Origin of the sequence: Roseateles albus (assembly GCF_028595345.1) — a bacterium.
Taxonomy (GTDB): Bacteria; Pseudomonadota; Gammaproteobacteria; order Burkholderiales; family Burkholderiaceae_C; genus Paucibacter_A; species Paucibacter_A albus.
Genome location: NZ_JAQQXT010000003.1, coordinates 265,523 through 283,801 on the forward strand (window position 1 = coordinate 265,523; position 18,279 = coordinate 283,801).

General features: G+C 61.8%; 16 protein-coding genes. 15 read left to right on the forward strand and 1 reads right to left on the reverse strand.

The genetic code is table 11. The features are described 5' to 3' along the window. The first annotated feature begins 36 nt into the window (after positions 1-36). From PRZ03_RS06505 to PRZ03_RS06560, 12 genes are all read left to right on the forward strand, one after another. The gene (locus PRZ03_RS06505; protein ID WP_273599540.1) at positions 37-930 is read left to right on the forward strand and encodes an EI24 domain-containing protein; all 894 of its coding nucleotides are present in this window, start codon (positions 37-39) and stop codon (positions 928-930) included. 11 nt (positions 931-941) lie between these two features. Beyond that, on the forward strand, positions 942-1,736 hold the full coding sequence (locus PRZ03_RS06510; RefSeq protein WP_273599541.1) for a competence/damage-inducible protein A: 795 nt from the start codon (positions 942-944) through the stop codon (positions 1,734-1,736). A gap of 224 nt (positions 1,737-1,960) precedes the next feature. Beyond that, positions 1,961-3,376, forward strand: coding sequence for a type I glutamate--ammonia ligase (gene glnA, locus PRZ03_RS06515; protein ID WP_263533163.1), 1,416 nt, complete (start codon positions 1,961-1,963; stop codon positions 3,374-3,376). A 126-nt stretch (positions 3,377-3,502) separates the two neighbouring features. Next, complete coding sequence (locus PRZ03_RS06520) at positions 3,503-4,018, forward strand: hypothetical protein (protein ID WP_273599542.1); 516 nt, start codon at positions 3,503-3,505, stop codon at positions 4,016-4,018. 27 nt (positions 4,019-4,045) lie between these two features. Beyond that, a complete protein-coding gene (gene glnL, locus PRZ03_RS06525; protein ID WP_273599543.1) occupies positions 4,046-5,164 on the forward strand; it encodes a nitrogen regulation protein NR(II) in 1,119 nt (372 codons plus the stop codon). A 44-nt stretch (positions 5,165-5,208) separates the two neighbouring features. After that, positions 5,209-6,711 (forward strand): nitrogen regulation protein NR(I), encoded by a 1,503-nt coding sequence (gene ntrC / locus PRZ03_RS06530; RefSeq protein ID WP_273599544.1) that lies wholly within the window; start codon positions 5,209-5,211, stop codon positions 6,709-6,711. Between the two features lie 210 nt (positions 6,712-6,921). Then, the gene (locus PRZ03_RS06535) at positions 6,922-7,659 is read left to right on the forward strand and encodes a carbonic anhydrase family protein (RefSeq protein WP_273599545.1); all 738 of its coding nucleotides are present in this window, start codon (positions 6,922-6,924) and stop codon (positions 7,657-7,659) included. Between the two features lie 350 nt (positions 7,660-8,009). Continuing rightward, the gene (locus tag PRZ03_RS06540) at positions 8,010-10,115 is read left to right on the forward strand and encodes a 3-hydroxyacyl-CoA dehydrogenase NAD-binding domain-containing protein (RefSeq protein ID WP_273599546.1); all 2,106 of its coding nucleotides are present in this window, start codon (positions 8,010-8,012) and stop codon (positions 10,113-10,115) included. A gap of 19 nt (positions 10,116-10,134) precedes the next feature. Further along, the gene (locus PRZ03_RS06545) at positions 10,135-11,310 is read left to right on the forward strand and encodes an acetyl-CoA C-acyltransferase (protein WP_273599547.1); all 1,176 of its coding nucleotides are present in this window, start codon (positions 10,135-10,137) and stop codon (positions 11,308-11,310) included. Positions 11,311-11,336: 26 nt separating this feature from the next. Beyond that, entirely contained in the window at positions 11,337-13,130 is a 1,794-nt protein-coding gene (locus PRZ03_RS06550) for an acyl-CoA dehydrogenase (protein ID WP_273599548.1), read from the forward strand. An 11-nt stretch (positions 13,131-13,141) separates the two neighbouring features. Next, a complete protein-coding gene (locus PRZ03_RS06555; RefSeq protein WP_263533155.1) occupies positions 13,142-13,402 on the forward strand; it encodes a hypothetical protein in 261 nt (86 codons plus the stop codon). A gap of 65 nt (positions 13,403-13,467) precedes the next feature. Next, complete coding sequence (locus PRZ03_RS06560; RefSeq protein ID WP_273599549.1) at positions 13,468-13,971, forward strand: PaaI family thioesterase; 504 nt, start codon at positions 13,468-13,470, stop codon at positions 13,969-13,971. Positions 13,972-14,019: 48 nt separating this feature from the next. Here PRZ03_RS06560 and PRZ03_RS06565 read toward each other — a convergent pair whose 3' ends face one another. Continuing rightward, positions 14,020-15,573 (reverse strand): methyl-accepting chemotaxis protein, encoded by a 1,554-nt coding sequence (locus tag PRZ03_RS06565; RefSeq protein ID WP_273599550.1) that lies wholly within the window; start codon positions 15,571-15,573, stop codon positions 14,020-14,022. A 297-nt stretch (positions 15,574-15,870) separates the two neighbouring features. Here PRZ03_RS06565 and PRZ03_RS06570 point away from each other — a divergent pair, with 297 nt between their 5' ends. The 3 genes from PRZ03_RS06570 to PRZ03_RS06580 are packed head-to-tail and all read left to right on the forward strand — an operon-like array spanning position 15,871 to position 18,256. After that, positions 15,871-16,890 carry an NADP-dependent oxidoreductase gene (locus PRZ03_RS06570; RefSeq protein WP_273599551.1) on the forward strand — a complete coding sequence of 340 codons (1,020 nt, stop codon included), beginning with the start codon at positions 15,871-15,873 and terminating at the stop codon, positions 16,888-16,890. Beyond that, positions 16,890-17,363 carry a GNAT family N-acetyltransferase gene (locus tag PRZ03_RS06575; RefSeq protein ID WP_273599552.1) on the forward strand — a complete coding sequence of 158 codons (474 nt, stop codon included), beginning with the start codon at positions 16,890-16,892 and terminating at the stop codon, positions 17,361-17,363. Before PRZ03_RS06570 ends, PRZ03_RS06575 begins: the two co-directional genes overlap by 1 nt. After that, a complete protein-coding gene (locus PRZ03_RS06580; RefSeq protein ID WP_273599553.1) occupies positions 17,360-18,256 on the forward strand; it encodes an SDR family oxidoreductase in 897 nt (298 codons plus the stop codon). The genes PRZ03_RS06575 and PRZ03_RS06580 overlap by 4 nt, the downstream gene beginning before the upstream one ends. The last annotated feature ends 23 nt before the right edge of the window (positions 18,257-18,279 follow it).

Below are 18,279 nucleotides of genomic sequence, written 5' to 3' on the forward strand. Positions count from 1 at the left end.
TGCAGCCTGTGTAGCCAGGGTCGAGGGAAACAAGAGATGGTCAACTCCATGAGTCGGGTCGGCGACGCGTTTTGGCGCGCCGTGGCCTACTGCCTGCATCCGCGGGTGATTTTTTTGTCGCTCTTGCCCCTGGTCTTGATGGCCGGCCTGGCTTTTGCGCTGGGCTATTTTTTCTGGGAACAGGCGGTGGACGGGGTGCGTGCCACCCTGGGCAACTGGCGTTTGGTCGAGTCCTTGTTGGGCTGGCTGGACCATATGGGTGCCGGAGGCCTGCGTTCGGTGCTGGCGCCCTTGATGGTCTTGGCCTTGGCTCTGCCGGTCATCGTGGTCTTGAGCTTGCTGCTGGTGGCTTTGCTGATGACACCCAGCCTGGTGCGTCTGGTCGCGCAGCGGCGCTTCGCCCAGCTCGAACGCAAGCAGGGCGGTTCTTGGTGGCGGTCTTTGGGCTGGTCGCTCTGGCATGTGAGTCTGGCCTTGTTGGCGCTCTTGGTCAGCATGCCGTTTTGGTTGATTCCGCCCTTGGTGCTGATCGTTCCGCCCCTGATTTGGGGTTGGCTGGGCTACAAGGTGTTCAGCTTTGATGCGCTGGCCGAACATGCCTCGGTGGCCGAGCGGCGCCAACTGATGCGCCAACACCGTCTGCCCTTGATGACGCTGGGTCTGGTGACCGGCTATCTGGGCGCCGCGCCGGCTGCGATCTGGGCCTTTGGCGTGATGGCGCTGGCCTTGGCGCCGTTTTTGATCATTGCTTCGATTTGGCTCTACACCTTGGTGTTCGCTTTTTCGACCTTGTGGTTTACTCATTACGCTCTGGCCGCCTTGCAGGAGATGCGTGAGCTGCGCGCCGGCAAGCGCGCTGCCGAGCCCGAGCTGCCGACGGTCGATGAGCTGCTGCAGCCAGCACCCGCGCCCCTGATTCCTCCCCTGTGAGCAAAAGAGAAATGAAAATCGGCCTGATCATCATTGGTGATGAAATCCTCTCCGGCAAACGCCAAGACAAGCACCTGTCCAAGTTCATCGAGCTGCTGGCCGCGCGCGGCATGAGCCTGGACTGGGCGCAATACCTGGGCGATGACCGCGAGCATCTGGTGGCGCAGCTGAAGCTTGCCTTTGCCAGCGGCGACCTAGTCTTCAGCTGCGGCGGTATCGGCGCGACACCGGACGACCATACCCGCCAAGCTGCCGCAGCCGCACTGGGGCGAGACCTGACCCTGCACCCGCAAGCCCGTGAGCTGATCTGGGAGCGCATCAGCGAAATGGCGGCGGAGCAGGGCGTGACTGCCGACCCGGATCATCCTGACACTTGGCGACGACTTGAGATGGGCCTGTTCCCGACCGGCGCCGAGATCGTCCCCAACCCCTTCAACAAGATCCCCGGCTTCTCGGTCGGTACGGTCTACTTTGCGCCCGGCTTCCCGGTGATGGCGCATCCGATGATGGAATGGGTGCTGGACCAGCGCCATGCCGACCTGCACCGAAAGGTGGGGCGCTTGGAGTTGTCGATGATTGTGCAAAGCACGATGGAGTCGATGCTGACGCCGCTGATGGTGGCGATCGAGGCCGAGTTCGCCGGCATCAAGGTGTTCAGCCTGCCCAGCGTGGACCACCCGCAATGGGGTCGCCATATCGAGCTGGGTGTGAAGGGAGATGCCGCTCAACTCGACGCAGCCTACGCGGCCCTGAAACTGGGCGTGCTTCAAACTGGTGCAACCGTAGGCACTGAATTGGTGCGCTAATCTGGGGCACTTTGCACCGCATTGGTGAATAGATGGTTGATGCAAGGCCGGTTCACGCCATAATTCCCATGGCTTCTGGGCTGCACCTTGTTGGCACATAAAGTGCTTAATACAGGATGCGGCGCTTGAAACATGGGCGCGAGCCGATATCTGTTTAACATCGGCGTGAGCCAATGTCTTTTAGAGTCCCTAAACAATTTTCCCCGCTAGCTAGGAGTTTTTTGATGGCCAAGACCGTTGCCGACGTGATGAAGATGGTGCAAGAGAACGAGGTCAAGTTTGTTGACTTCCGTTTCACCGATACCCGTGGCAAGGAGCACCATGTGTCCGTGCCGGTGTCCCATTTTGATGAAGACAAGTTCATTTCCGGCCACGCGTTTGACGGCTCGTCGATCGGCGGCTGGAAGGGCATTGAAGCCTCGGACATGCTCTTGATGCCCGATCCGAACACGGCCAATATCGACCCCTTCTTCGAAGAGCCGACGCTGATCCTGAGCTGCGACGTGGTCGAGCCGGGTGATGGCAAGGCTTATGAGCGCGATCCACGTTCCTTGGCCAAGCGCGCCGAAGCCTATCTGAAGTCTTCCGGCCTGGGCGACGCCGCCTACTTCGGCCCCGAGCCAGAGTTCTTCATCTTCGACAGCATCCGCTGGAACATCGACATGTCCGGCTGCTTCGTCAAGATTGACTCCGAAGAAGCATCGTGGAACACCGGCAAGGACTACGAGCACGGCAACAAGGGCTATCGCCCGGCCGTCAAGGGTGGCTACTTTCCAGTGCCGCCGGTTGATTCGGGCCAGGACATGCGCTCGGAAATGTGCTTGATTCTTGAGCAGCTGGGCATCCCGGTTGAAGTGCATCACCACGAAGTGGCGAACGCAGGCCAGATGGAAATCGGTACCCGTTTCTCGACCCTGGTCGAGCGCGCTGACTGGTTGCAGCTGCAAAAGTACGTGATCGCCAATGTGGCCCATGCCTACGGCAAGACCGCGACCTTCATGCCAAAACCTATCGTGGGCGACAACGGTTCCGGCATGCACGTGCACCAGTCGATCTGGAAAGACGGCAAGAACCTGTTCGCAGGCGACGGCTACGGCGGCCTGAGCGACTTCGCGCTCTACTATATCGGCGGCATCATCAAGCACGCCCGTGCCCTGAACGCGATCACCAACCCTGGCACCAACAGCTACAAGCGCCTGGTGCCTGGCTATGAGGCTCCAGTCAAGCTGGCTTACAGCGCGCGTAACCGCTCGGCTTCGATCCGTATTCCTTATGTGGCTAACCCCAAGGGTCGCCGTATCGAGGCACGTTTCCCCGATCCATTGGCCAACCCATACCTGTGCTTCGCCGCGCTGATGATGGCCGGTCTGGACGGCGTCGAGAACAAGATCCATCCGGGCGAAGCCGCCACCAAGGATCTGTACCACTTGCCGCCTGAAGAAGACGCATTGGTGCCAACCGTCTGCCACAGCCTGGACCAAGCGCTCGAGTGCCTGGACAAGGACCGTGCCTTCCTGACCAAGGGCGGCGTGTTCACCGATGCCTATATCGATGCCTATATCGAGCTGAAGATGCAAGAAGTGCAGCGCATGCGCATGACCACGCATCCGGTCGAGTTCGATATGTACTACACGCTGTAATGGCCACTTGCGGCGTGCGTGAAACACACGTTACGTCGCACGCTGCCTGTGCATGGCGAAAGGGACGGCTTCGGTCGTCCCTTTTCTTTTGCGATCGCGCCAGCTGCTATGCGCCACAATCCCGCCATGCTTATTCGACCCTTTTCATTGCTTGTTGGCCTGATCAGTGCGCTTTTGCTTGCAGGCGCCGCGCAAGCGCAGTCCATCGTTTACCGCTGTCCCGGCCCGCCGGTGCTTTACACCGACGCATTGACGGCCAAAGAAGCGCAGGCCAAGGACTGCCGCTCGATCGAAGGCACGCCGATCACGGTCTTGCCGGCGACGCGTGCAAAGCCCAACCCGGCTGCAGCGCCCAATTCGGCCGGCAGCGAAGTGCGGGGCAGCAGTGAGGGCCGTATCGACCCCAACCAACAACGCACGCGCGATGGCGAGCGCCGTCGAGTCCTGGAGACCGAGTTGCGCGAGGCGCAGGAGCGGCTTGACGCTTTGCAGCGCGACTACGCCGGCGGCAATGCCGAGCGCCGCGGAGATGAGAAAAATTATCAAAAATACCTGGACCGCATGGCCGAACTCAAGGCCAGCATCGCCCGCCAAGAAGTCGATGTGCAGGCACTCAAGCGCGAGATCAGCAAGCTGCCATAGCTTGTTCATTCAATGGGAGGGCCGGCCATGAACCCCTTGCGCCGAGACCCTTCCGGCTTTGAAGCCTTCGATATGTTGGCCACCATGGTGGCCGTTGTGCGCCCCGACGGGGAATGCCTGTTTGCCAATGCCGCGTTCGAGAACGTGATGCGCTTGTCGCGCCGGGCGGTGGAGCGCAGCAATCTGTACGACTGGTTTGCCGATGCGGGCCGACTCAGCGACACCGTCACCGGTGTGGCCCGCAACGCCTATTCCAGCAGCCGCTTTGACGCGCTGCTGCGGCGTAGCAACTTGCCGCAAGAACTGCCGCTGCCGGTGCATGTGATCGTCTCGCAAATGGATAACAGCGAAGATCAGGTGCTGATCGAGCTGATCGAGAACGCCCAGCAGACCCGCCAGGACCGTGAGGAGCGTACGCTCGATCAGGTCCAAGCAACCAAGGAGCTGACGCGCAACCTGGCGCATGAGATCAAGAATCCGCTCGGCGGCATCCGTGGCGCAGCGCAGTTATTGGCGCTGGAATTGCAACCCAACACGATCGGCCCCGAGTTGTCCGTTGAGTTGGCCGAGTACACCGAGGTCATCATCCACGAGGTCGATCGCCTGCAGTCGCTGGTCGACCGCCTCTTGGCCCCGCACCGCCATGCGCAGGTGGTGGGCGATGTGAATATCCATGAAATCTGCGAGCGGGTGCGCCAGCTGACCTTGGTCGAGTATCCGCGCGGTCTCTTGATCAAGCGCGATTACGACATCTCGCTGCCGGATTTTCGCGGTGACCGCGAACAGCTGATTCAAGCGGTATTGAACATCGTACAAAACGCCGCGCAAGCGCTGCAGCAACGCATTGCGGATGCCGACGCGCAAGACCCGGCCTGCATCGCGCTGCGCACGCGGGTCGCGCGCCAGGTGACGATTGGCAAGCAGCGCTGGCGCCTGGCATTGGAATTGCATGTGGAAGATAACGGCCCCGGCGTGCCGGCCGAGATTCGAGATCGCATTTTTTACCCCTTGGTGTCGGGGCGAGATGGCGGCTCGGGTCTTGGCCTGACGCTGGCGCAAACCATCGCTCAGCAGCATCAAGGCATGCTTGACTGTGAAAGCGAGCCGGGCCGGACCGATTTTCGTATGACCCTGCCGCTTCCTTGATGGGCGGGGTTTGAACGGCGCTGATTCGCTACAGGACCTTCTGCATGAAATCTATCTGGGTTGTTGATGACGACCATTCCATTCGTTTCGTGTTGGAAAAAGCGCTGACGCGCGAGGGCTTGCCGGTGCGCTGCTTCAGCAACGCGCGTGATTTGCTGGCGGCCTTGGATGAAGACAGCCCGCAGGTGCTGGTGTCCGATATCCGTATGCCGGGTGGCTCAGGTCTTGATCTGCTGGCCAAGGTGAAGGCGCGCTTGCCGCATCTGCCCGTCATCATCATGACCGCCTATTCGGACTTGGACAGCGCCGTGTCGGCCTTCCAGGGCGGCGCGTTCGAGTACCTGCCCAAGCCCTTTGATCTGGCCGCTGCGGTCGAATTGATACGGCGTGCGCAGACCGAGAGCATGCGCGAGGCGGTTGGCGAAGCCGCCGCCGCCGAGGTGCCCGAGATGCTGGGTCAGGCGCCGGCGATGCAAGATGTGTTCCGCGCGATCGGGCGGCTCAGCCAAAGCCATGTGACGGTCTTGATCACCGGTGAATCCGGTTCGGGCAAGGAGTTGGTGGCGCGTGCGCTGCACAAGCACAGCCCGCGCTCTGAAGGGCCGTTTGTCGCCATCAACACGGCGGCCATCCCCAAGGATTTGCTCGAGTCCGAGCTGTTCGGCCATGAGCGCGGCGCCTTCACCGGTGCGCAGGCAACAAGGCGTGGCCGTTTCGAGCAGGCAGACGGCGGCACCCTGTTTCTCGATGAAATCGGCGATATGCCGCTGGAATTGCAGACGCGTCTCTTGCGGGTCTTGTCCGACGGGCAGTTCTACCGTGTCGGCGGCCACAGCCCCTTGCGCAGCAATGTGCGCGTGATTGCCGCTACCCACCAGAACCTGGAAGCACGCGTGCGCCAAGGCGCGTTCCGCGAGGATTTGTTTCACCGCCTGAACGTGATCCGCCTGCGCCTGCCGCCGCTGCGCGAGCGGCGCGAAGACATTGCGGTGCTGGCCAAGTTCTTTTTGCAGCGCAGCGCGGCCGAGTTGGGCGTTGAGCCCAAGCGCCTGACCGACGCGGCGCTGGCCTTGCTGCTGGACTTTGAGTTCCCGGGCAATGTGCGGCAGCTGGAAAACATTTGCCATTGGCTCAGCGTAATGGCGCCCAGCCAGGTGGTGGAGCCCAAGGACCTGCCGCAAGAGTTGCTGCAACCGGGCTTGGGCTTGAGCATCGAATCGCCGGATGCCGCTGCCACTGAGGCTGCGCCCTTACCCTTGCCATTGCCGGCGAAAGCCGCCCAAGCCTTGCCCGCTGCCGCGCCGGCCATGCCCAGCTTTGGCGCCGGCCCCGACGCCTGGGTGGCCGAAGTGTCGCGCGAAGCGCGTCGCTTGCTGGCGGCAGGCGAAACCGAAGTGTGGGACAGCCTGACGCGTCGCTTCGAGGCCAGCTTGATCTTGGCTGCCTTGGACCTCACGCGCGGGCGGCGCATCGAGGCGGCTCAAAAGCTGGGCATAGGGCGCAACACCATCACCCGCAAGATTCAGGAGTTAGGGCTGGACATCTGAGTTTTTTCGCTCTTGATGAATGCGATGCGAAGGGCATTTTTCGCCCCATGCAGTGCGACGATGCTGGACTAATTTGGAGGATAAAGCGGCAGACTAACGAGGGCGGTGACCGCCTTTTCTCAGCCTTTTCTCAGCCGAATTAATGGTGCCTGCGATGACCCGAGGCCGCTAGACTATGTCCTCCTCGTCATCATCGAAAGTGAGTACAGCATGAACGAACGTCGTGGATTCTTGGCGGCAGCCGGAGCGATTGCCGCGTCCAGCCTTGCGGCCTGCGCAGGTCAAGGGGGCGCCTCGAGCGAGAGCCGCAACGCCGGGGGCGTGTGTTCCGCCTTTGATAAATCACGTCAAGAAGGCACCTCGCCGGATCAGGCGCTTCAAATGCTGCAGGACGGCAATGCCCGCTTCCTCAGCGGCAAGAGCGTCAACTGCGATCTACTCGCTCAAGTCAGGGCCACCGCCAGCGGTCAAGCGCCATTTGCAGCAGTGGTGGGCTGCATCGACAGCCGGGTGCCGCCGGAGTTGGTGTTCGATCAACAAATCGGTGACATCTTTGCCGCCCGTATTGCCGGCAACTTCGTCAACACCGACATCATTGGCAGCCTTGAGTTTGCGACCAAGCTGGCCGGCGCCAAGCTGATTGTGGTGCTTGGCCATACAGAATGCGGCGCGATCAAAGGTGCGGTAGATGATGCCAAGCTGGGCAACCTTACAGCCACTCTGGCCAATATCCGGCCTTCGGTGATCAAGATCAAGCCAGTTGATGGCCCGCAGACCTCCAAGAACAAGCAGCTGGTGCAAGCGGTCGCAGATCAAAATGCCAAAGACGCGGCGGCCATGCTGAGCGCTCGCAGCGAGGTCTTGAGAGAGCTGGTCAGCGCAGGCCAGTTGAAAATCGTCGCTGCGATGCACGATGTAGCTACGGGCAGGATTACCTGGCTGAGCTAGTCAAGCCCCGCGACCATAGCCCTCGAGGCAAGGCGGTCGCGGGCAAGGTCTTTGGAGTGCGGATCGGGAGCTGCAGCATTGCTGATCTGCAACTGATCTGCCGCTGACCGAGGCCCGCCGAGGCAGTGAGTTACTGTCCCGGCGCCTTGGCGCCTTTTTTTGGGCGCCTTTTTTTGGCGCCTCCTGGCTGCTGCCTCCTTATAAATCCGTAGCAAGCCTGGGCGTTTTTGTCACGCCAGCGACATCATTTCGGCCGCTTTGCTGCCTAGAATCGAACGATCGTTCTATTTTAGGCGGAGCCCGATTTTTCACGGGCTCTGCCCCGTTTGGTTCTCCAACAAGGGGTCAGCATGACAGCCACTTACGAAGTCCGCGGCCAGGTCGCCGTGATCACATTGAACAACCCGCCGGTCAATGGCATGGGGCTTGTGACCCGCCAGGCGGTGGCGGCCGGCATCAATCGGGCCGAGGATGACGCGGCCATCAAGGCCGTGGTCATCACCGGCGCCGGCGCGGCTTTTTCGGGTGGTGCCGATATCAAGGAGTTCGGCAGCCCCAAGGCGCTGGCCGAGCCAAACTTGCTCAGCCTGATCAGCCTGGTCGAGGCCTGTTCCAAGCCGGTGGTGGCCGCGATCCACAGCGTTTGCATGGGCGGCGGCTTGGAGCTGTCGCTGGGTTGCCACTACCGTATTGCAGCCGCCGGCACCAAGGTTGCGCTGCCCGAAGTCAAGCTGGGGCTCTTGCCCGGCGCCGGTGGCACGCAGCGTTTGCCGCGCGCTTTGGGTGTCGAGCCGGCGCTGAATATGATCGTCAGCGGGGAGCCGGTGAATAGCGAGTTACTCGCCCAGGTGCCGGGGCAAAAGTTGTTTGACCGCATGGCCACAGGCGACCTGATGGACGAAGCGTTGGCGCTGGCGGCCGAAGTGGCCGATGTGCGCCCCTTACCGCGCGTGCGTGATCTGAAGGCGCGTTTCATTGAGAAAAACGCAAACCCGGATGCTTTCTTCCAGTTCGCCCGCAATATGGTCGGCGGCATGAGCAAGAATTTCCCCGCGCCGCTGCGTTGTCTGGAAGCGGTCGCGGCTTCGGTGACGATGAAGTTTGACGATGGCATCAAGGCCGAGCGGGCCGGTTTTGCCGCGCTGATGGTCACGCCGGAATCGGGCGCCTTGCGCCATGCCTTCTTTGCCGAACGCGCCACCACCAAGATTGCCGATGTGCCCAGCGACACGCCGACCCGCACGATCGCCAAGATTGCCGTCATTGGCGCGGGCACCATGGGCGGTGGCATCAGCATGAACTTTTTGAATGCCGGTCTGCCAGTCGTCATGCTGGAGACCAAGCAAGAAGCCTTGGACCGCGGCGTCGCAACGATACGCAAGAACTACGAGGCGCAGCTGAAAAAAGGCAAGCTCAAGCAAGACAAGCTCGATGCCCGCATGGCGCTGCTCAGCACGACGCTGAGTTATGCCGACATCGGCGACGCTGATCTGGTGATCGAGGCGGTGTTTGAAGAAATCGGCGTCAAGCAGGCGGTCTTCAAACAGCTCGATGAGGTGATGAGGCCTGGCGCGATTTTGGCCAGCAACACCTCGACCTTGGATCTGAACGCGATTGCCAATTTCACGAAGCGTCCGCAAGACGTGGTCGGCATGCATTTCTTCAGCCCGGCCAATGTGATGAAGCTGCTGGAAGTCGTGCGCGGCGCGGCGACGGCCAAGGATGTGTTGGCGACCGTGATGGTGCTGGCCAAGAAAATCCGCAAGACGGCGGTCGTTTCTGGCGTCTGTGACGGCTTCATCGGCAACCGCATGATCGAGCAGTACAGCCGCCAGGCCGGTTTCTTGCTCGACGAGGGCTGCTCGCCGGCGCAGGTTGACCGCGCGGCCGAGAAGTTCGGCTTCGCGATGGGGCCGTTCCGTATGGGTGACTTGGCCGGCAATGACATCGGCTGGGCGATCCGCAAGCGCCGCTACCAGGAGAAGCCGAATCTGCGTTACTCCAAGTCCGCTGACCTGCTGTGTGAGCTGGGCCGCTTTGGTCAAAAGACGCAGGCCGGCTGGTATGACTATCAAGCGGGCAAGCGCGACGCTATCCCCTCGCCGGTGGTGGCCGAGATGCTGGACAAGCACCGCGCTGCACTAAGCATCACGCCGCGCCAAATCGGCGATGACGAGATCGTGCATCGCTTGGTCTATTCGCTGGTCAATGAGGCGGCCCATTTGCTGGAGGAAGGCATCGCCCAGCGCGCTTCGGATGTGGACATGGTCTATCTGACTGGTTATGGCTTCCCGCTCTGGCGCGGCGGGCCTATGTGCTATGCCGACCAGGTGGGGCTGTTCAACGTGGTGCAGGCGATGAAGCGCTTCGCCAAGAATCCGCTTGATGACGCCGAGTTCTGGCAGCCGGCGCCGCTACTGGCTCGCTTGGTCGCCGAAGGCAAGACCTTTTCCTAATTGAGAGTGAAAGCACATCATGACTAAAGCCGTCATCGTTTCCACCGCCCGCACCCCTTTGGCCAAGAGCTGGAAGGGCGCCTTCAATATGAGCCATGGCGCCACTTTGGGCGGTCATGCGGTCAAGGCCGCCGTTGAGCGCGCCGGCATTGACGCCGCAGACATTGAAGACGTGGTGATGGGCTGCGCCTTCCCTGAAGGTGCGACCGGCAACAATATTGCCCGCCAAGTCGCGCTGCGCGCCGGCCTTCCCATCACGGTCGGTGGCTTCACCATCAACCGCTTTTGCTCCAGCGGCCTGCAGTCGATTGCGCTTGCCGCGCAGCGCATCATCGCCGGCGAGGCCGAGGTGTTTGTGGCAGGCGGCGTGGAGAGCATCTCCTGCGTGCAAAACGAAGCCAATCGCCACATGATCAGCGACCCTTGGTTGGCCAAGAACAAGCCTGAAATCTATTGGACGATGTTGCAAACGGCCGAGAACGTAGCGACCCGCTACAAGATTGCCCGCGAACGCATGGACCAATACGGCGCACAGAGCCAGCAACGCGCTTGCGCAGCGCAAGCCGCCGGCATCTTCACGCAGGAGATCGCCCCCATGACCGTGACCATGGGCGTGGTCGACAAGGTGTTAGGCCTGAGCACGCGTGAAGTTACCGTTAGCGTCGATGAAGGCCTGCGCGAGGGCACCACGTACGAGGGCATCAAGGATCTTCGCTCAGCCGTGCCCGGCGGCCTGGTGACTGCGGGCAACGCCAGCCAGTTCTCCGACGGCGCCGGTGCTTGTGTGCTGACCAGCGAGCGCTATGCCGAGGCTCATGGTCTCAAGCCGCTGGGCCGCTTCTTGGGCTTTGCGGTGGCGGGCTGCGAGCCGGACGAGATGGGCATTGGCCCGGTCTACGCCATCCCCAAGGTTCTGAAGCGCCTGGGGCTGACGGTCGCCGACATTGATTTGTGGGAGTTGAACGAAGCCTTTGCCGTTCAGGTGCTCTATTGCGCCGACACTTTGGGTATCCCGATGGACAGGCTCAATGTCAACGGCGGCGCGATCGCGGTGGGCCACCCTTATGGCGTGTCGGGCCAGCGCTTGACCGGCCATGCGCTGATCGAGGGTCGCAGGCGCGGCGCCAAGCGCGTCTGCGTGACCATGTGTATCGGTGGCGGCATGGGTGCGGCGGGAATATTTGAAGTGCTCTGAGCAGTTTCCTCAATTAGGGACAAGGCATGCGACAAACCCTGGACTTTCTGCTCAACGATTGGCTGGGGGTGCAAGACCTGACCCTGCGCGCGCGCTTTGCCGAGCATAGCGGCGAGACATTTGCCGCCGTGCTCGACACCTGCGAAAAAATCGCCCGCGAAAAGTTCGCACCGATTGCCCGGCTGACCGATACCGAAGAGCCGCGCTTCGATGGCGAGCGCGTGCACTTGCCAGCCGCCACCAAAGCCGCGACCGATGCCTATGTGGCCTCGGGCATGTTGGCGGCCGCGCAAGACTACGCGATCGGCGGCATGCAGCTGCCTTGCGTGATCGAGATGGCGGCGAACGCTTTCTTTAGCAAGGCCAATGTGGCCATAGGCGCCTACGCGATGCTGACCGCCGGCAATGCCAATCTATTGATGGCGCATGGCACGGCCAAACAGCGCGAGGTTTTTGCAGCGGCCGAGTTCGAAGGGCGCTGGTTCGGCACCATGTGTTTGAGCGAGCCGCAGGCGGGCTCGTCCCTGTCGGACATCACGACCCGGGCCGAGCTGGAGTTTGCCTACGATCCGCTGGGCTCACGCTTTAGGTTGTGGGGCAACAAGATGTGGATCTCGGCCGGCGAGCACGAGCTGAGCGAGAACATCATTCACCTGGTGCTGGCCAAAATTCCCGGCCCGGACGGCAAGCTCGTCGCCGGCGCGCGCGGTATTTCCTTGTTCATCGTGCCCAAGAGGATGGTGGGTGCCGACGGCCAGTTGACTGGCGAGCGCAACGATGTGCGGCTGGCTGGCTTGAACCACAAGCTTGGCTTTCGTGGCACCAGCAACTGCTTGCTGAACTTTGGCGAGGCCGGCGAAGGAGCAGTTGGCTATCTGGTCGGCCAGCCCGGCGAGGGCCTCAAGTGCATGTTCCACATGATGAACGAAGCGCGTATCGGCGTGGGCCTGGGCGCTGCGATGTTGGGTTACGCGGGTTATGAAGCCAGCTTGGCCTATGCGCGTCAACGCTCGCAGGGCAGGGCGATCGGCCCTGCCGGCAAGGACGCCGCCCAGCCGCAGCGTCCCATCATCGAACATGCCGACGTCAAGCGCATGTTGCTGGCACAAAAGAGCTATGTCGAGGGCGGCCTGGCGCTGGCGCTGCTCTGCGCGCGCTTGGTCGACGAGCAGCACAGCGGCGCGGCCGACGCGGCCAAGGAGGCCAAGCTGGTGCTGGAGGTCTTGATCCCTATCGTCAAGAGTTGGCCCAGCGAATGGTGCCTGGAGGCCAACTCGCTGGCGATACAGGTCTTGGGTGGTTACGGCTACACGCGCGATTTCCCCGTCGAGCAATATTGGCGCGACAACCGGCTGAATATGATTCACGAGGGCACCCATGGCATTCATGGGCTTGACCTCTTAGGCCGCAAGGTCGTGATGAATGGCGGCGAGGCTTTGCTGGCGCTGGCCGCACGCATCAACTTCACGGTTGAGGCCGCACTTCAACAGCCCGAATTGGCGGAGCTTGGCAATGCCTTGGCGGCGGCGCTGGCCAATGTTGGCCGCGCCACCAAGAATGCCTGGAGCAGCGGCGAGCCGGAAGAAGCGCTGGCCAACGCCACACCCTATCTGCAGGCATTTGGTCACTTGGTGCTGGCCTGGATTTGGCTGGATGTGGCCTTGAAAGCGGGGCAGGGAGCGCCAAGCGACTTCGCCCAGGGTAAGCAAGCGGCTTGCCGCTATTTCTTTGCCTATGAATTACCCAAGATCGAAGCTTGGCTGGGCGTGGTCAGCCGCCGCGAGCCCTTGTGCAAAGATATGCCGGATGCTTGGTTTTAAGGGACAAACTGATGGCTGAAGAAGCGGGTGGCAGACGAGTCAGTGCCAAGGCCCTGCTCTGGATAGAGCGCCTGGTATGGATTTTTATCTACGGCGGGCTCTTGGTCTTTGTCGTGGGCCTGGCACTGTGGCAGTTCGGCCCGCATAGCGTGGGCGGCAAGGGAGACGGCATGACGGACGCTGAAGTATTGGCTTACCTGCTGCTGGGCAAGGGCGCCTTGGCTGTGCTGGCCGGCGTGCTGATGATCTGGCTGCGCTCGCGCTGGAAGTAAGCTTGTGTCAACCACGAGCGGCTATCCTTGGCGCATTGCAAGCAGCTTTGGAGCTCTTTTCGCCCATGCCAAATTCAAAAACACAGTCAAAAACACAGTCAAAAGCACAAGCCACTTTGAAGTTCCCGGTTCACATCCCCTTTGTTGAGCAGTTAGGGCTGGACCTGCACAGCATGGGCCACGGTCAGGCGGAACTGCGGGTCGACCTGAAGGAAGGCCACCTGAACTCCTGGGAGGTCGCGCACGGCGGCGTCTTGATGACCATGCTGGATGTGGCGATGGCGCATGCCGCGCGCAGCATTCATATGAGTGCGGCCGGCATGGGGCCGGGCGTGGTCACCATCGAGATGAAGACTACTTTTATGCGTCCGGGCGAGGGTGAGTTGCGTGCTGTGGGCAAGTTGCTGCATGGCACGGCGACGATGGCTTTTTGCGAGGGCAGCATTTACGGCGAAGACGGCAAGCTCTGTGCGCATGCCACGGCCACCTTCAAATACCTGAAGGCGCTGCCGGCGCGCGGGCGCAGTGTCAAGAGCTTGCAGCGCGCAGGAGCTGACGAGCCCGTCTGACAATCTCAGCCGATAGCCTCAGCCGAAAGTCTCAGCCGAACAGGGCTTTCAGCGCAGCTTGAACACCGCCACCACCTGCACCAACTGATCGGCTTGCTGGCGCAAGCTCTCGGCGGCGGCGGCGCTTTCTTCCACCAAGGCGGCGTTTTGCTGGGTCACCTTGTCCATCTGCGTGATCGCCTCACCGACCTGCGCGATGCCCGAGCTCTGCTCCGAACTGGCCGCGCTGATTTCGCCGACGATGTCGGCCACCCGACGGATTGAGCCGACGATCTCGGTCATGGTCACGCCCGCCTTGTCGACCAAAGCCGTGCCAAGCTCTACCCGCTCCACGCTTGCGTTGATCAGGGTCTTGATTTCCTTGGCGGCCTCGGCGCTGCGCTGAGCCAGCGAGCGCACCTCGCTGGCCACCACCGCAAAGCCGCGCCCTTGCTCGCCGGCGCGGGCCGCTTCCACCGCCGCATTCAGCGCCAGGATATTGGTCTGAAAGGCGATGCCGTCGATCACGCTGATGATGTCGGAGATTTTCTTCGAGCTGTCGTTGATGCCCTTCATCGTCTCGACCACTTCGCCCACCACCGCGCCGCCTTGCTGGGCCACGGTGGAGGCGCTCAAGGCGAGCTGATTGGCTTGTTTGGCGTTGTCGGCGTTATTGCGCACGGTGGAGCTGAGTTCATCCATGGTGGCGGCGGTTTCTTCAAGTGCGCTGGCCTGCTCTTCGGTGCGCTGACTCAGGTCGGCATTGCCTTGGGCTATCTGGCCACTGCCGGTGGCCACGCTTTCGGAGTTTTCCCGCACGCTGGAGACAATGCCTTGCAGGCGGCGGCGCATTTCGTCCAGGGCCTGCAGCAGTTGCGAGGTTTCGTCCTTGCCGCTAACGCTCAGGTCTTGCGTCATATCGCCTTCGCTCATCGCCCGCGCTCCGGCGGCGGCATGTGCCAGCGGCGCCGTCACATGGCGGCTGATGGCCAGACCTAGACCCACGCCGGCTGCCACGCCAAGCAAAATCAAGGTCACGGTGATGTTGCGGCTGTTTTCATACAGTGCGTCATTGCCGTCTGACACCGCCTTCGCCTCGACTTCTTTGAGCTGGGACAGCGCCGTCAAAGCCCGGTCGACTTGTATGCCATGCGGCGTGACATCGGATTTGATGAACTTGATGCTTTCGTTGGAGCCGCTCAAGTCGGTGGCTTGGATGCGTTTGACCAAGTCCTGGGCGATCTGCTGATCCTTCTCGGACAAGGCGCGCAAGTCTGCCAGAGCGGCGCGGCCCTTGTCGCTGGTGCTGAGCTTGGCTGCTTGTTCGAGCAAGTCGGCATATTTTTTGCGCGCCTCGCTCATCAAGGCCAGGGCCTGATCGCGCTCTTGGGCATCTGTTGCCAGCAAGGTGTCCCGCACCGCCACCAGGGCCTGCAAGCGCTGCGCATTGGCCTCCTTGATCAAGGACAGCCCAACCAGCTCCCTCTCATAGAGCCGGGTGTCCGCATCGTTGATGCGTTTCATATTGAACAGGGCAAATGCCCCAAGAGCTGCGCCAATCAGGGCGACAGCACAAAAAGCCGCCACCAACTTGGTGGATATCTTGTAGTCGGACATTTGCATGAAAAATCTCCCGGTTGGAGGCTGAATGAATTTTGGCGCTGAGCTCTCAATTTGATGGAACCATTGCGGGGTTTTCTGAAAACCTGCAGAGCAAGCTACGGCGAGATGGCGCAAAGCATCCATCCAGGCCCCGGCTGTGCATGGCGGGCTATCGGCCGGGGCGGGTGGAACTTGAGCCGCGCCCGTCAAATCCTGCCTTTCTGTCTGCTTTGTTATGTCGCCCAAGGGACGGACCTGCTCTTGGCCGCATGATTCAATCCTCGTTTTGCAAGCTCTAGCCCTCTGAAGGAATACCCCATGAACCCTATCAATGCGCAAATCCAGCTCGTGTCACGCCCACAAGGCGAGCCTACGCTGGACAACTTCAAACTGGTGGAGGCCGCTGTGCCGGAGTTGGCCGAGGGTCAGGTCTTGATCCGCAACCACTTCCTGAGCCTGGATCCCTATATGCGCGGCCGCATGAATGACGGCAAGAGCTATGCCCAGCCCCAGCCCTTGAATGAAGTGATGATGGGTGGCACCGTCGGCGAGGTGGTGGCGAGCAAGAACGCAGCCTTTTCGGTCGGCGACAAGGTCGTCGGCATGGGCGGCTGGCAGCAGTACTTTGTCGTCGACGCCAATCAACGCGGGGTGATTCAAAAAGTGGACACCACGCATATCCCGCTGTCGGCCTACCTCGGCGCGGTCGGTATGCCGGGTGTTACCGCCTGGTACGGGCTGGTCAAGATCATCAACCCCAAGGCCGGCGAGACGGTGGTGGTCAGTGCCGCCAGCGGCGCGGTCGGCTCTGTCGTGGGGCAGTTGGCCAAGGCACGCGGCGCGCGCGCCGTGGGCCTGGCCGGTGGCGCAGATAAATGCCGCTATGTGGTCGAGGAGCTGGGCTTTGATGCCTGCATCGACTACAAAGAGCATCGCGACCTGAAATCCCTCTCAGCAGCCTTGAAGGCCGCTTGCCCGGACGGTGTGGACGGCTATTTCGAAAACGTCGGCGGCATGATTCTGGACGCAGTGATGCTGCGCGCCAATGCCTTCAGCCGCGTTGCCATGTGCGGCATGATTTCTGGCTACAACGGCGAGCCGATTCCGATGAGCGCACCGCAGCTGATTCTGGTCAACCGGATGAAGTTCCAGGGCTTTATCGTCAGCGAGCATATGGAGGTCTGGCCCGAAGCCTTGAAGGAGCTGGGCGGCATGGTCGCCACCGGCAAGCTGAAGTTCCGCGAGTCGGTGGCGCAAGGCATTGCGTCCGCGCCCGAGGCTTTCTTGGGGCTGCTCAAGGGCCGGAACTTCGGCAAACAACTGGTCAAGCTGGTCTGATGGGCCTGCGCTGGACCTGTGCGCCCCTGGCGGAGTTGAGCCCGCTGGCGCTCTATCAATCATTGGCGCTGCGCGCGCAGGTCTTTGTGGTGGAGCAGGCCTGTGTTTACCTGGACCCGGATGGCGTCGATCTGCTGGCTTGGCATCTGCTGGGCTTTGATGAAGCCAGCGGCGAGCTACTTGCCAGCGCACGCCTGTTGCCGCCCCTGGCCAAGGGGCCGGGCCATGTGCTGCCTGAAATCGGCCGGGTCGTTTCGGCGCCGGCCGCGCGCGGCAGCGGAGCGGGGCGGGCCTTGATGCAGCAAGCCTTGCTGGCCTGCGAAAGGCTCTGGCCGGGGCAGGCCGTCGCCATCAGCGCGCAGGCCTATTTGCTGGCCTTTTATGCCGGCCTGGGTTTTGTGCAGACTTCAGAGCCCTATGACGAGGACGGCATTGTGCATATCGACATGATTCACGGGAAAGCTGCGCTATGAAGAATTACGCAGGCAAGACCGCCGTCATCACCGGCGCAGCTTCGGGTTTTGGCCTGGAGGTGGCGCGCATCGCCGCCGCACGCGGCATGAATCTGGTCTTGTGCGATGTACAGGCCGACGCCTTGGAGCGGGCTGCGGCCGAGTTTGACGGGCATGCGGTGCTGGCGCAACGCGTGGACGTCGCCAAGGCGGCCGAGATGGAGGCCTTGGCCTCCGCCGTGCAACTGCGCTTCGGCGCGCCCCATTTCGTCTTCAACAACGCCGGCGTGGGCTCGGGCGGGTTGATCTGGGAAAACACCTTGGCCGATTGGGATTGGGTGCTGGGCGTCAATGTGATGGGCGTTGTCCACGGCATGCGCCTGTTCACGCCGATGATGTTGGCTGCCGCCGCCGCTGACCCCGAATTTGAAGGGCATATCGTCAACACCGCCTCGATGGCCGGCGTCGTCAATGCGCCCAATATGGGCGTCTACAGCGTCTCCAAGCATGCGGTGGTGAGCTTGAGCGAGACCCTCTATCAAGACCTGGCCCTGGTCACTGAGCAAATTCACTGCTCGCTGCTGTGTCCCTTCTTTGTGCCCACCGGCATTGCTCAAAGCCACCGCAACCGTCCGGCCGAACTCAAGGGCAGCCGGCCCACGCAGAGTCAGCTGATCGGGCAGGCGATGAGCGACAAGGCGGTCAATTCGGGCAAGGTCACGGCGGCCGAAGTGGCGGCCATGGTGTTTGCGGCGATGGATGAGCGGCAGTTCTATGTGTTCAGCCACCCGCAGGCGCTGAGCAGCGTGCAAACGCGCATGGATGATGTGCTGCAGCGGCGTAACCCGACCGACCCGTTCCAGGACAGGCCCGAGCTGGGCCTCAAGCTCAAAGCGGCACTAAAGGGCGGTTAACGCACCGAGCCGCACTCACTGTG